This is a genomic window from Comamonas badia DSM 17552, assembly GCF_000484635.1.
Taxonomy (GTDB): Bacteria; Pseudomonadota; Gammaproteobacteria; order Burkholderiales; family Burkholderiaceae_C; genus Comamonas_C; species Comamonas_C badia.
Map to the genome: position 1 here is coordinate 376,955 of NZ_AXVM01000003.1, position 12,439 is coordinate 389,393.

Below are 12,439 nucleotides of genomic sequence, written 5' to 3' on the forward strand. Positions count from 1 at the left end.
GGACGGGCCGCTGTACCTGGCCTGCCTGCGCGAGACCCCAGCGGCAACAAACCGTGCGTGCCGCACCAGCCGCCCGCAGCGGGCGCAGAATCCACCCTCGAGAAAGGACAAACCACCCCATGACCTGGACGCATCCCATCACCGCGAAATGGCCGGCGCGGCACCCCGAGCGGCTGCAGCTGTATTCGCTGCCCACGCCCAACGGCGTGAAGGCTTCGATCGCGCTGGAAGAACTTGCGCTGCCCTACGAGCCGCATCTGGTGAGTTTTGACACCAACGACCAGCTCTCGCCCGAGTTCCTGTCGCTCAACCCGAACAACAAGATTCCGGCCATCCTCGACCCGAACGGCCCCGGCGGCAAGCCGCTGGCGCTGTGGGAATCGGGCGCCATTCTGGTCTATCTGGCGGAGAAAACCGGCCGGCTGCTCAGCAGCGATCCGGCGCAGCGCTACCAGACCCTGCAATGGCTGATGTGGCAGATGGGCGGCGTCGGGCCGATGTTCGGCCAGCTCGGGTTCTTCCACAAATTCGCCGGCAAGGATTTCGAGGACAAGCGCCCGCGCGACCGCTATGCGGCCGAGTCCAAACGCCTGCTGACCGTGCTGGACAAGCACCTTGCCGGGCGCGACTGGATCATGGGCAGCGATTACAGCATTGCCGACATCGCCGTTTTCCCCTGGGTGCGCAACCTCATCGGTTTCTACGAGGCCGCCGATCTCGTGGGCTGGGGCGTCTACCCCGAGGTGGCGCGGGTGCTGGAAGCATTTGCCGCGCGGCCCGCGGTGCAGCGCGGGCTGGCCATTCCGCCGCGCGCTTGAACCATGCGCTCGCGCCGTGGCTGGCTCACGGGCGGCTTGGCGTTGTGGCTGGGCGTTGCAGCCTGCACCGTGGGGCAGAGCGGCCCGCGCAGCCTGACCTTGAGCCTGGAACGACTGCAGGCCGCGGTCGCCAGGCGGTTTCCGCGCCGCTACAGCGTGCAGCGCCTGCTGGATGTGTCCGTGCAGGCACCGCTGCTGAGCCTGCTGCCGGCCATGGACCACATCGGTGCGCAGTTCAGCCTGAACGCCAGCGGGCCACTGCTGCAGCGTGACTACACCGGCCAGGCGGATGTGGACTTTGCGCTGCGCTACGACCCCGGTGACCGCAGCCTGCGCGCCACGGAACTGAACGTCAACGCGCTGCGGCTCGATGGCATGACCGAAAGCGGCGCCGCGCTGCTGCAGAATTATCTGGCCGACGCGGTGCGCAAGGCCGTGCTCGAGGTGGTGGTCTATCGCCTGAGCGAAGACGATCTGAGGCTGGCCGATACGCTGGGCCTGCAGCCCGGTGCCATCACCGTCACCAGTGATGGCTTGCGGGTGGAACTGGTTGCAAAAAACCCCTGAGCAACGTTACGGCGTTTGCTTGGTTACCATCAACGCCCGCCATTTTTCGGGCCGCTTCCATGAACCCCCCCGTGGCCACCAGTGCCGCAACCGCGCTTGCTCCCGACCCCACACGCTACCGCGTGCTCGGCGCCATCAGCTTCACGCACATGCTCAACGACATGATCCAGTCGTTGATCCTGGCGATCTACCCGATCCTGAAGGGCGATTTCAACCTGAGCTTTCTGCAGATCGGCCTGATCACGCTGACCTACCAGCTCACCGCCTCGCTGCTGCAGCCGCTGATCGGCCTGTACACCGACAGGCACCCCAAGCCACATTCGCTGGCGTTTGGCATGGGCTCCACGCTGTGCGGCCTGCTGCTGCTCTCGGTGGCGCCGAACTTTGCCGTGATCCTGGTGGCGGCGGCGCTGGTGGGTACGGGCTCTTCGGTGTTCCACCCCGAATCGTCGCGCATCGCGCGCCTGGCTTCGGGCGGGCAGCATGGGCTGGCGCAGTCGATCTTCCAGGTGGGCGGCAATACCGGTTCGGCGCTCGGGCCGCTGCTGGCCGCCATCATCGTGCTGCCGCACGGCCAGGGCGCCATCGCCTGGTTTGCCGTGGCGGCGCTGGTGGCGATTGCGGTGCTCTGGCAGATCGGCAACTGGTACCGGCGCCAGTTCCTGGGCAGCGGCGCGCGCGCCAAAAAGGCGGTCGGCAGCGCAATGAGCCCTGTGCCGCCGAACGTGGTGCGCCGCGCCATCGGCGTGCTGCTGCTGCTCATTTTTTCGAAGTATTTCTACCTTACCAGCCTGACGAGTTACTACACCTTCTACCTGATCGAGCGCTTTGGCGTCTCGGTGCAGTCGGCGCAAATCCACCTCTTCGTCTTCCTCTTCGCCGTGGCGGCGGGCACGCTGGCCGGCGGGCCGATTGGCGACCGCATCGGGCGCAAGCCGGTGATCTGGGTCTCGATCCTGGGCGTGGCGCCTTTCACGCTGCTGCTGCCGCATGTGGGGCTGGTGTGGACGGGCATCCTGACCTTCATCATCGGCGTGGTCATCGCCTCGGCGTTCTCGGCCATCCTGGTCTATGCGCAGGAATTGATGCCCGGCAAGATCGGCGCCGTCTCCGGCCTGTTCTTCGGCTTTGCCTTCGGCATGGGCGGCGTGGGCGCGGCGGTGCTGGGCGTGCTGGCGGACAGCCGCGGCATCGAATTCGTCTACCAGATTTGCGCCTTCCTGCCGCTGCTGGGGCTGCTCACCATCTTCTTGCCGACCATCGAGCAGCCGCGCCGCAAGGTGAACTGAATAAATACCCCTGTCCGAGCAAGCACGAGACGCATCGCGCCGCATCCGGGCTGCCGCCCGGGTGAGCCTGCGCGCGGGCTGAGACAATCGGCTTCATTCGCTTTTCACCGCACCGCACATGACCATCACCAAAGACACCGCCGTCACCCTGCGCTACTCCCTGGCGGACGCCGTCACCGGCAAGCCGCTGGATTCCGGGCTCACCGCCTACCTGCACGGCGGCTATGAAAGCATTTTTCCCAAGGTGGAGCAGGCGCTGGAGGGCCAGGCAGTGGGGCATGCCACGGCGGTCGAGCTGGCGATCGAGGAGGCCTTCGGACCGCGTGACGAGAGCCTGGTGACGACCATTCCCAAAACCGATTTCCCGCCCGGCGTGAAGGTGGGTGGGCGGCTGCAGCGCCTGGGTGAGGATGGCCAGCCGCGCGTCTACAACGTGGTGAAGATCAAAGGCCCCGAGGTGCACCTGGATGGCAACCACCCGCTTGCCGGCAAGGCGCTGCGCTTTGCCTGCAAGGTGACCGAGGTGCGGCCCGCCACCGCCGAGGAAATTGCCCACCGCCATGTGCATGGCGGCCATGGGCATCACCACTGATTTGCTTCAGCGCTGCCTTGATGCCGCGGTCCGCGCCTGCAGCAAAGCGGTAGGCCCAAAACAAAAGGGCACGCGGCGAAAGCCCCGTGCCCTGGATGGCGGCAGGCTGGCGCGTGCCAGCCCCTGCGTGATTACGACAGATTGCCGACGGCTGGGTGGAAGCCCTGTGCGAAGGCCTCGCGCGTGGCTTCGCGCACTTGGGCGCGGGTCAGATCGCTCTTGACCGCGGGTTGCGCCACCGGCATGTTGCCGGCCTCGGGCGCCTGGGCGATGGCCTGGGCCTGCACATCGGCACGCTGGGCCTGGTTCACGACCACGTCTTGCGGCTGGAACAGCGGGAAGGCGCCAGCGGCGGGCTGCGCATCGGCGGCAAAGGCGGTACCCGAGACGAGCACGGCGGCGGCAACGGCGGCGAAAGCGAAATTCTTGCGGATCATGATTTTCTCCTTACGGTGTGGTAAACCAAAAAACAAACAAAACCTATGAGGTAAACAGGTGGCCTGAGCCACTTTCCTTACCGGAGGTGCATCGGTTGATGTCCTTCGATGACTTGTATTGTGAGGGTTTACCCTAGGATAAAAAAGACCAAATATCGAATTAGATTGTTTCGCAAATGGAAACAATAAAACCGGGTGTCGGTGCATCGCACGCTGCCGCGCCGGGCGCCATGCGGCCTGTCTTTACCCTTTGGCAGCCGTTATCATGAGCCGATGCTTTCCAATATCGGCCCTTTCCTCACCCAGTGGGCCATCACCGCACTCGCGCTCTGGGTGGCCAGCCACATCTTCAAGGGCGTGAAGTTCGACAGCACCGGCGCGCTCATCGTGTCGGCGCTGCTGCTGGGCTTTGCCAATGCCATCGTGCGGCCGCTGCTGATCGTGTTGACCTTGCCGCTGACGCTGCTCACGTTCGGCCTGTTCCTGCTGGTCGTCAATGCGCTGGTGATTCTGCTGGTGTCGGCGCTGGTCAAGGGCTTTCGGCTCTCGGGCTTCTGGACGGCGCTGTTCGCCAGCCTGTTTGTCTCGCTCCTCAGCGTGCTGATCGGCGCCATCGTCACCGGTGGCGATCCGGCGATGGAGATACAGATGCCGCAGGGCAGCGGGACCTGGCTCTGAGCGGGTTTGCGCCATGGGTGCCGATGGCCGCGTAAAAACATGGCTGCCGACGCTTGTTGCATAAGGTATTCAATCGAATTGGATGGACATTGCAGCGTTCGCCTACCATCAACGCTCAGTGAAACCAACAGAGGAAGCGCCATGAAACACCTGCTCATTTCCACCGTGCTGGCGAGCCTGTGCGGCTTGGGCCCGGGTGCGCACGCTGCCGGTCTGGGCGATGCCCTGCGCGGCCAAGTGGGCGGCGGTTCGGATGCATCGGCGCTGGGTGGTTTGCTGGGCGGCGGCGCGGATGCCTCGGCGCTTTCGGCGGCGGGCCTGGTGGGCTCGTCCAGCGCGGGCAACGCGGCGGGTGTCATTACCTACTGCATGAAGAACAATTACCTGAACGCCGACAAGGCGGCGCAGGTCAAGGATCAGCTCCTGGGCAAGATCGGCCTGGAGCCCAGGGAAGAGCCCAGGGACGAGGGCTACCTCAGTGGCCTGTCCGGCATGGTCACGGGTTCGGGCGGCAAGACCTTCGACATGAGCAAGGTCAAGGGCAAGCTCAAGGAAAAGGCCTGCGACTTCGCGCTCGACAACGCCCAATCCTTGCTGTGACCGGCCGCGCCGCGGGGCCGGGCGCGGCGCGGCTCATTTCGGCTGGTGGGCTGCGAAGTCCACGTACCAGGCGAGCGAGCCCGGGTTGGCCATGGCCTCGCGGTTGACCACCTTCTCGATCGCCTGGCCCAGCAGCAGCTTCTTGATCGGCAGCTCCTGCTTCTTGCCCGAGAGCGTGCGCGGAATTTCGGGTACCTGAAAGATCTCGTTGGGCACGAAGCGCGGGCTCAGGGCCTTGCGGATGGCATCGCTGATGCGGGCCTTGAGGGCATCGTCCAGCGCATGTCCCGGGCGCAGCACGATGAACAGCGGCATATAGCTCTCGCGCCCCAGGTATTCCAGATCGACCACCATGCTGTCGAGCACCTCGGGCAGCGACTCGACCGCGCTGTAGATTTCGCTGGTGCCCATGCGCAGGCCGTGGCGATTGATGGTCGCGTCCGAGCGGCCGTAGATCACGCACCATTCGCCCGCGCCGTGCTCGTCGCCGATGCGCAGCCAGTCGCCGTGGCGCCAGACGCCGCCGGCCTCCGCGGGCAAATCGCCGCCGCCCGGCCTGCGCCCGTGGCCCGGCGGGTACATCTCGAAGTAGCTCGCCAGGTAGCGGACGTCGCCGGGGTCGTTCCAGAAGCGCAGCGGCATCGATGGAATCGGCTGCGTGCAGACGAGCTCCCCTACCTTGCCGATGACCGATCGCCCTTCTTCGTCCCACGCTTGCACGGCCGCGCCCAGCATGCGGCACTGCATCACGCCGGGGCGCTGCGGCAGCTCGGGTGTGCCGGCGATGAAGCCGCCGGCAAAATCGGTGCCGCCCGAGACGTTGAACCACCAGAGGTCTTTTTGCGCCGGTGTGGCTGCGATGCGCATGAACTGGTCCGTGCCCCATTGCTGCACCTCGGGCGAGAGCGGCGAGCCGGTGGTGCCGAGCGCGCGGATGCGCGAGAGATCGCCGCACCGGGACAAGTCCACGCCCGCCTTGGCGCAGCCGGCGTAGAACGCCGCGCCCGAGCCGAGGAAGCTCACGCCGTGGCGCGCCGCAAAGCGCCAGAGCGTGGTCCAGTCCGGCGCATCCCTGGGCCCGGCTGGGCTGCCGTCAAAGATCACGCAGGTGGTGCCCGTGAGCAGCCCGCCCATCTGCAGGTTCCACATGATCCAGCCGGTGGAGCTGTACCAGCAGAAGCGTTCGCCCAGATTGTTGGGGGCGTAGCTGCAGCCCACGTCGCTGTGCAGGCCGGTGGTGACCGATTCGACCAGGATGCCGCCGTGCGAATGCACGATCGGCTTGGGCAGGCCGGTGGTGCCGCTGGAATAGACGATCCACAGCGGGTGGTCGAACGCCAGCCACTGCGGCTCGAAGGCGGCAGTATCTGCATCGTTTCGGCTTGCAACGTTTGCCCAGTCTGCGCTGTCAGCTATGGTTTGTGTGTCGTGCAGATAGCGTACGGACACTACATGCTGCACGCTGGGCAGTTCGCCGCGCAGCTGCGCCACCACCTCGCCGCGGTCGATGGCGCGTCCGGCCCAGGTGATGCCGTCGATCGCGATCAGCACCTTGGGCGCTATCTGTTTGAAGCGATCGAGCACCGCGTTGGTGCCCATGTCGGGGGCGCAGACGCTCCACACCGCGCCCACGCTGGCGCAGGCGAGGAAGGCGACGGCGGTCTCCGGGATATTGGGCAGATAGGCTGCCACGCGGTCGCCGGGCCGCACGCCCACCTGCTGCAGGTGCAGCGCCAGCGCCGCCACCTGGCGCCTGAGCTCGGGCCAGGAGAGTTCGCGCACGCGGCCGCGCTCGTCCTCGGCGATCAGCGCCGGCTGCCCCGCGGCGTGCGCTGGCTCCACGTGGCGCAGCACCTGCCGGGCGTAGTTCACCTGCGCGCCGGGAAACCACTCGGCACCGGGCATCACGTTCCTGCCCAGCGCCGCGCGGTGCGGCGTGGGCGACTGCAGCTCGGCGTAGTCCCAGATGCTCTGCCAGAAGGCTTCGAGGTCCGTCACCGACCACTGCCAGAGCGCGTGGTAGTCGGCGAAGGAGAGGCCGCGTTTTTCGCGCAGCCAATCCTGGTAGAGGCGGATCAGGGGAGTGAAAGGCGGGCGGGCGGTGGCAGGGGTCATGGTTTCATTATCAGCAGCAGCCCCGCGCTTGCCAATCGGATGCGACGCGCAGGCGACGTGATGCCGCCTGGCAGGACCGGATTTTCATAATTGAAATGAGAATCATTCTCATATATAGTAAGGCTTTGCGATATCACTCAGGGTCAACACCATGCAAACGATGTCCAGGCACGACGAGGAGACGAGATTCAACGACTGCGCGCAGCTGCTGGTCAATGCCTGGCGCCAGACCATGGTGCATGGCATTGACTGCCCGTTGATCGCGCAGCAGTTCCGCTGCAGCTGCGGTGCCGAGGGGCGCGAGGTCTTCACCGCGTTCTGTACCTTTCTGTGCGCGCTGGCGGTGGCGCAGCGCCGTTGCCTCACGGTCAATCCGCCGGGCCGGCACGCACTCACCACCGACGAGGTGCGCATGCTGGCGCTGGTGGCTGCGGCGCAGAACGACTGCCCCGCCACGCTGGAGGCGCACCTGAGCTGGCTGGCGTGGCGGCCGCTGCGTCAGACGCTGGAAGCCAGCGTGCGTGAGCTCGCCGCGCTGCTGGGCGCCAGCGGCCAGCGCCTGCCGATGCCCGTCTGAGCACGCCGACTTTCAATCGCCTCGGCCATGAAGCGCCGGCAGGCGCAATCGCCGGGCAAGGCGTTGCGGACGGTGGGTGACCGTTTTTGCCGTCGGTGGCTGGCGCCGGTGACTGGAATCGAAAACCTTGCTGGCATCAGGTGATTAATATATAATAATGACAATCATTCGCATTAGCATTCGCATTTAATAATGTGTTCATACGCATACGGTATCGCAGCGGAAGGCAAGGAGGCGCGCCGCAGCCTCGGGGCTGCCGGCGCCTCCTCGGGCGGCACGCACGGAGCCCGGTTGCGGCTGGCGGTCATGCTCGGGTGGGCCTGCGCCACCACGCTGGCGCACGCACAGGGGCCGAGGCCGGCCGATGCCGCGCCAGCCCTCTCGCCGGTAGTAGTCACCGGCACGCGCACCGAAAAGACGCTGGACGAGACGCCGATTCGCACCGAGGTGGTCGATGGCGCAGAGATCGAGCGCACGCATGCGCGCACGCTCAAGCAGGCGCTGGAGGACGTGCCCGGCCTGCAGCTCACCGAGGTGCACGGCAAGTCGGGCTACGAAGTCTCGCTGCAGGGCCTGACCAGCGACCAGGTGCTGGTGCTGATCGACGGCCTGCCGATCACTGCCAGCACCGGCTCCACCGTGGACCTGAGCCAGTACCTGCTGACTGAAGTCGATCACATCGAGGTGGTCAAGGGCGCCACCTCGGCGCAGTACGGCAGCTCGGCCATGGGCGGGGTCATCAACGTCATTACGCGGCCGATCCAGCCCGGTTTCTCGGGCGAGGCGGTGTTGGATGTGGGTTCGCATGGTGCGCAGAACCCTTCGGGCCGCTCCTTCGACACCGCCAGCCGCCACGCGCGCGTGCGGCTTGACGGCGGCAGCGAGAAATGGCGCTACCGCCTGACTGGCGACGTGCTGCACGGCGACGGCTTCGCGGTTGATCCCTTGGCCTGGGCGCGCCAGGGCGATGCCGCGCGGCGCGGCCAGCTCGGCGGGCGGCTGGAATGGCTGCCCAGCGCCAGCACCCGGCTGTGGCTGGACGCCAGCCGCTACCGCGAGGACGACACCCAGCGCTTCAACTACTTCGCGCCGCCCAACGACGTGCCGCAGAGCAAGGATGAGGCCATTACCCGCGACCGCCTCACCTGGGGCGGGCTGTGGCGCGGCGAACAGGGCCTGCGCGCTGAGGTCAAGGGCGTGTCCGAGCGCTACGCCAGCGATTCCGAGACCTATTCCAACGCCTTCCTGCAGCAGTCGCGGCAGGCCAGCCAGCGCACCGACCACGTGACCGCACAGGTGGACCTGCCGGCCTGGCACCGCCAGCTTTGGCAGTTCGGCGCCGACCTGCACCGCGAGAGCCTGAGCCAGAGCGCGGACGGCACGGCCGAGTTGATCGGCGGGCAGGCGCGGCGCAGCAGCCACGAGCTGTTCGCGCAGAACGACATCCTGTTCAACGACACCTGGGAGCTGCTGCTGGGCCTGCGCGGGCAGCGCGATTCGGACTTCGGCGTGCACTTCGCGCCCAAGGCCAGCCTGCGCGCCCGGCTGCTGGACGGCCCGGACTGGAGCAGCTCGCTGCGCGCCAGCTTCGGCCGCGGCTACCGCGTGCCCAACCTGAAGGAGCGCTACTTCCTGTTCGACCACAGTTCGCTCGGCTACATGGTGATCGGCAACCCCAATCTGAAGCCCGAGTCGTCCAACAGCTTCCAGCTCGGCGCGCAGGTGGCGCTGAAGAACCACTTCAGCCTGGACGTGAACCTGTTCGACAACCGCGTGAGCGACCTGATCCAGGTGGACGAGGCCAACGCTGCGTCGGTGGGCGGCATCACCCACTTCACCTACCAGAACATCGCCCGTGCGCGCACCCGCGGGCTGGAGGCGCTGGCCACCTGGCGAGCGCGCCCGGGGCTGGACCTGCGCGCCAGCTACACGTACACGCAGACGCGTAACCTCGATACCGGCATCGAGCTCACGCGCCGCCCGCGCCAGAGCCTGCGGCTGGGGGCGGACTGGCAGGCCGGCGCCGCCAGTACGCTGTCGCTGCGCGCGCGCTACCAGGGTAGCGAGCTGGTGGACACCACGACCGGCGGGCGCTCCCCGGCCTGGAGCACGCTGGATGTGGTGTTCAACCACAAGCTGGGCCGCGCGACCACCGCCTTCGCGGGCGTGAACAACCTGTTCAACCGCCAGCGCGCCTTCGGCGATCCCAATGACTTCGGCCCGCTGGCGGGCCGGTTCATCTACGTAGGCATCCGCCATGCATTTGGCACCACGCCCTGACTTTCACTTCCCATGGAGACCCCAAGCATGACAAGCAAACCCCTGGCACTCACCGCCGCCGCGCTGGCGGCGGCGCTCCTGACCGCCTGCGGCGGCGGTGGCAGCGACGACACGCCCACACCCGACCCGACACCCGCCAGCGCCTTCACCAAGAGCGCAACCTGGAATTTCGCGCTGCCAGACAACGGCAACTCGGTGTGCTACGACTTCGACACCGCCACCGAAGTGGCCGGCTGCAGCGGCGCCGCCTGGGACCTGAAGGTCACCAGCGGCGGGCGCTCGGCCACGCTGTGGACCAACAGCGGCACCAGCGGCAGCGGCAAGGGCGGCGCCTTCGGCGGGCCGTTCGACCACACCTGGACGGATCTTTCGGCCTGGAAGGACGCGACCATCGACCCGGTGGACGGCGCGCTGCCCGACGCGGTGTACTTCAAGGACACCAGCAAGGGCGCCTTCACCGGCAGCAACGCCATTGCCGCCGCGGCATTCGAATATGACCTCAAGGCCGACCACCAGCTCTACCCCAATTACCGCGTGTTCCTGGTCACCAGCGACAGCGCTTCCGCCGACGCGGTGGGCACGCCGGGTGCGCCGGTGTACGCGTTGCAGATCACCGGCTACTACGGCGGGCCGACGGGCGTGGCCTCGGGCTACGTGTCACTGCGCTGGGTCGATAGAGCCGCACCGGGTGCGGTGCACGAGGCCACGGTGGACGCGCGCAGCGACACCGACTGGGTCTATTTCAACCTGGAAACCGGCACCGTCAGCAGCGCCAACGGCACCTGGCACATCGCCTTCAACCGCTACAACGTCAAGCTCAACGGCGGCGACTCGGGCACGGGCACGGTGGCCGGCTTCGTCGGCGCCACCCCGGCGGGCTTCTACGACGCCGATGGCAAGCCCGTGGTCGATCGCTTCGCCGCCGCCAAACCGGACGATACCGATCTGCGCGCGGCCCTGACCGCCGCCGACATGGCCGTGCCGGCGGCGGCCAACAAATGGGTGGTGGATGTCAACCATTCGGCGCTGAACCCTGACTACAAGGGCAGCTACCCCAACCCGCTGGACTTTGGCTGGTACAGCTACTACCCGACCGAGGCGGCCGGCGTCGCCGTCGGCCTGCACCAGCACATGCTCAAGGCTAACCCCGAGGCCGCGGCCCTGGTGCGCTCGGGCGAAGGCAACAGCTACGCGCGCCTGCACGTGACCGAAATCAAATACGCCGAGGCCGATCCGCCCTACGCCGGCACCCAGACCTGGAGCATCGCCTTCGATGTCCAGCCCGCGAAATAAGCCCACAGAAAGGAAACAGAATGTCCCAATATTCCACTTCCGCCGCGCTCAAGGAGGCCTGGAGCCAGCTGCGCGCGGCCGAGCCCGAGCTGTACGCCCGCACCATCGCCCAGCGCCTGGGCGTCAGTGAGGGCGAGCTGGTCGCCTGCCGCACGGGCGACGGCGTTACCCGTCTGCAGGCCGAGGACTGGGGCGACATCTTCCGCGCGCTGCGTGGCGTGGGCCGCGTGATGGTGCTCACGCGCAACGACAGTTGCGTGCACGAGAAAAAAGGCTGGTTCGAAGGCGTGCACCTGGAAAAGGCCATGGGCGCCGTGGTGGGCGGCGCCATCGACCTGCGTGTGTTTCTGACGCACTTCAAGCACGGCTTCGCGGTGACCGAGGGTGGGCACGGACAGCAGCGCGAGAGCCTGCAGTTCTTCGACGGCGACGGCACGGCCGTGCACAAGGTGTACCGTCTGGAGCAGACCGACGGCCCCGCGTGGCAGCAGCTCGCCGCGCGCTACACGGCGGCCGACCAGGCGCCGGGCATGACCGTGCAGCCGGTGGTCGATCCGCTGCCGCGCGAGCAGGCCGACGACGAAGTGGACGCGCAGGCGCTGCGCGAGGGCTGGCGCGCCATGGGCTATGGGCCGCACGAGTTCTACGGCCTGCTCAAGCGCCTGCGCACTACGCGCCTGCAGGCCCTACGCGTGGTGGGTGGCGAGTTCGCGCGCCAGGCCGGCAACGACGCCGCCGAGCGCGTGCTGCACGAGGCTGCGCGCAGCGGCCTGCCGCTGATGGTCTTCGTCGGCTCGCCCGGGCTGGTGCAGATCCATTCCGGCCCGGTGCGCACCGTCAAGCCCATGGGCCCGTGGATCAACGTGCTGGACGAGGACTTCAACCTGCACCTGCGCCTGGACCAGGTGGCCGAGAGCTGGGTCGTCAAGAAGCCCACCGCCGACGGCCCCGTGACCTCGCTGGAGCTGTACGACGCGCAGGGCGGACAGATCGCGCAATTCTTCGGCCAGCGCCTGCCCGGGCGCCCCGAGATTGAGGCCTGGACCCGGCTGGCAGACAGCCTGGCAAAGGCGGAACCTGCGCTGGCGGCCTGAAGATGGCACCGAAACACGGGGGCCCCACAAGCTCCTTCCCCCGCTGGGGGAAGGCTGGGATGGGGGCAGACCCGCAGCAAGCCTGGGCGTCGGCGTGTG

General features: G+C 67.2%; 12 protein-coding genes. 10 read left to right on the plus strand and 2 right to left on the minus strand.

Going from position 1 to position 12,439, the window contains the following annotated elements; all coding sequences use genetic code 11:
- The first annotated feature begins 119 nt into the window (after nt 1-119).
- The 4 genes from K320_RS0108685 to K320_RS0108700 all read left to right on the plus strand — a co-directional run bounded on the left by K320_RS0108685 (nt 120) and on the right by K320_RS0108700 (nt 3,266).
- The gene (locus K320_RS0108685) at nt 120-818 is read left to right on the plus strand and encodes a glutathione S-transferase N-terminal domain-containing protein (RefSeq protein WP_024538449.1); all 699 of its coding nucleotides are present in this window, start codon (nt 120-122) and stop codon (nt 816-818) included.
- A gap of 3 nt (nt 819-821) precedes the next feature.
- On the plus strand, nt 822-1,385 hold the full coding sequence (locus K320_RS0108690; RefSeq protein ID WP_024538450.1) for a hypothetical protein: 564 nt from the start codon (nt 822-824) through the stop codon (nt 1,383-1,385).
- A 59-nt stretch (nt 1,386-1,444) separates the two neighbouring features.
- Nucleotides 1,445-2,674: an MFS transporter gene (locus K320_RS0108695; protein WP_024538451.1), complete on the plus strand. Its 1,230-nt coding sequence runs from the start codon at nt 1,445-1,447 to the stop codon at nt 2,672-2,674.
- Nucleotides 2,675-2,792: 118 nt separating this feature from the next.
- A complete protein-coding gene (locus K320_RS0108700) occupies nt 2,793-3,266 on the plus strand; it encodes an FKBP-type peptidyl-prolyl cis-trans isomerase (protein WP_024538452.1) in 474 nt (157 codons plus the stop codon).
- 131 nt (nt 3,267-3,397) lie between these two features.
- Here the strand turns inward: K320_RS0108700 and K320_RS0108705 are convergent, their stop codons facing one another.
- Nucleotides 3,398-3,703, minus strand: coding sequence for a hypothetical protein (locus tag K320_RS0108705; protein ID WP_024538453.1), 306 nt, complete (start codon nt 3,701-3,703; stop codon nt 3,398-3,400).
- Nucleotides 3,704-3,976: 273 nt separating this feature from the next.
- Between K320_RS0108705 and K320_RS0108710 the strand changes: the two genes are divergently transcribed.
- Together K320_RS0108710 and K320_RS0108715 are read left to right on the plus strand one after the other, a co-directional pair.
- Nucleotides 3,977-4,381 carry a phage holin family protein gene (locus K320_RS0108710; RefSeq protein ID WP_024538454.1) on the plus strand — a complete coding sequence of 135 codons (405 nt, stop codon included), beginning with the start codon at nt 3,977-3,979 and terminating at the stop codon, nt 4,379-4,381.
- 141 nt (nt 4,382-4,522) lie between these two features.
- A complete protein-coding gene (locus K320_RS0108715) occupies nt 4,523-4,981 on the plus strand; it encodes a DUF2501 domain-containing protein (RefSeq protein WP_029695964.1) in 459 nt (152 codons plus the stop codon).
- A 33-nt stretch (nt 4,982-5,014) separates the two neighbouring features.
- On the opposite strand, the gene K320_RS0108720 is transcribed toward K320_RS0108715, so the two are convergent.
- The gene (locus tag K320_RS0108720; RefSeq protein ID WP_029695965.1) at nt 5,015-7,096 is read right to left on the minus strand and encodes an acetoacetate--CoA ligase; all 2,082 of its coding nucleotides are present in this window, start codon (nt 7,094-7,096) and stop codon (nt 5,015-5,017) included.
- Nucleotides 7,097-7,247: 151 nt separating this feature from the next.
- On the opposite strand from K320_RS0108720, the gene K320_RS0108725 reads away from it, so the two are divergent.
- From K320_RS0108725 to K320_RS0108740, 4 genes are all read left to right on the plus strand, one after another.
- Nucleotides 7,248-7,673 carry a hypothetical protein gene (locus tag K320_RS0108725; protein WP_034342977.1) on the plus strand — a complete coding sequence of 142 codons (426 nt, stop codon included), beginning with the start codon at nt 7,248-7,250 and terminating at the stop codon, nt 7,671-7,673.
- Between the two features lie 192 nt (nt 7,674-7,865).
- Nucleotides 7,866-9,953, plus strand: a complete 2,088-nt coding sequence (locus tag K320_RS0108730) for a TonB-dependent receptor plug domain-containing protein (protein WP_024538456.1) — start codon at nt 7,866-7,868, stop codon at nt 9,951-9,953.
- 27 nt (nt 9,954-9,980) lie between these two features.
- The gene (locus K320_RS19630) at nt 9,981-11,246 is read left to right on the plus strand and encodes an HmuY family protein (protein ID WP_024538457.1); all 1,266 of its coding nucleotides are present in this window, start codon (nt 9,981-9,983) and stop codon (nt 11,244-11,246) included.
- A gap of 20 nt (nt 11,247-11,266) precedes the next feature.
- Nucleotides 11,267-12,340, plus strand: coding sequence for a hemin-degrading factor (locus tag K320_RS0108740; RefSeq protein ID WP_024538458.1), 1,074 nt, complete (start codon nt 11,267-11,269; stop codon nt 12,338-12,340).
- Nucleotides 12,341-12,439 lie beyond the last annotated feature (99 nt).

What these genes read in the sequence shown, in the direction of transcription:
- K320_RS0108685 (WP_024538449.1), top strand. Translation starts at nt 120, where the DNA reads ATGACCTGGACGCATCCCATCACCGCGAAATGGCCGGCGCGGCACCCC.
- K320_RS0108690 (WP_024538450.1), top strand. Translation starts at nt 822, where the DNA reads ATGCGCTCGCGCCGTGGCTGGCTCACGGGCGGCTTGGCGTTGTGGCTG.
- K320_RS0108695 (WP_024538451.1), top strand. Translation starts at nt 1,445, where the DNA reads ATGAACCCCCCCGTGGCCACCAGTGCCGCAACCGCGCTTGCTCCCGAC.
- K320_RS0108700 (WP_024538452.1), top strand. Translation starts at nt 2,793, where the DNA reads ATGACCATCACCAAAGACACCGCCGTCACCCTGCGCTACTCCCTGGCG.
- K320_RS0108705 (WP_024538453.1), bottom strand. Translation starts at nt 3,703, where the DNA reads ATGATCCGCAAGAATTTCGCTTTCGCCGCCGTTGCCGCCGCCGTGCTC.
- K320_RS0108710 (WP_024538454.1), top strand. Translation starts at nt 3,977, where the DNA reads ATGCTTTCCAATATCGGCCCTTTCCTCACCCAGTGGGCCATCACCGCA.
- K320_RS0108715 (WP_029695964.1), top strand. Translation starts at nt 4,523, where the DNA reads ATGAAACACCTGCTCATTTCCACCGTGCTGGCGAGCCTGTGCGGCTTG.
- K320_RS0108720 (WP_029695965.1), bottom strand. Translation starts at nt 7,096, where the DNA reads ATGACCCCTGCCACCGCCCGCCCGCCTTTCACTCCCCTGATCCGCCTC.
- K320_RS0108725 (WP_034342977.1), top strand. Translation starts at nt 7,248, where the DNA reads ATGCAAACGATGTCCAGGCACGACGAGGAGACGAGATTCAACGACTGC.
- K320_RS0108730 (WP_024538456.1), top strand. Translation starts at nt 7,866, where the DNA reads ATGTGTTCATACGCATACGGTATCGCAGCGGAAGGCAAGGAGGCGCGC.
- K320_RS19630 (WP_024538457.1), top strand. Translation starts at nt 9,981, where the DNA reads ATGACAAGCAAACCCCTGGCACTCACCGCCGCCGCGCTGGCGGCGGCG.
- K320_RS0108740 (WP_024538458.1), top strand. Translation starts at nt 11,267, where the DNA reads ATGTCCCAATATTCCACTTCCGCCGCGCTCAAGGAGGCCTGGAGCCAG.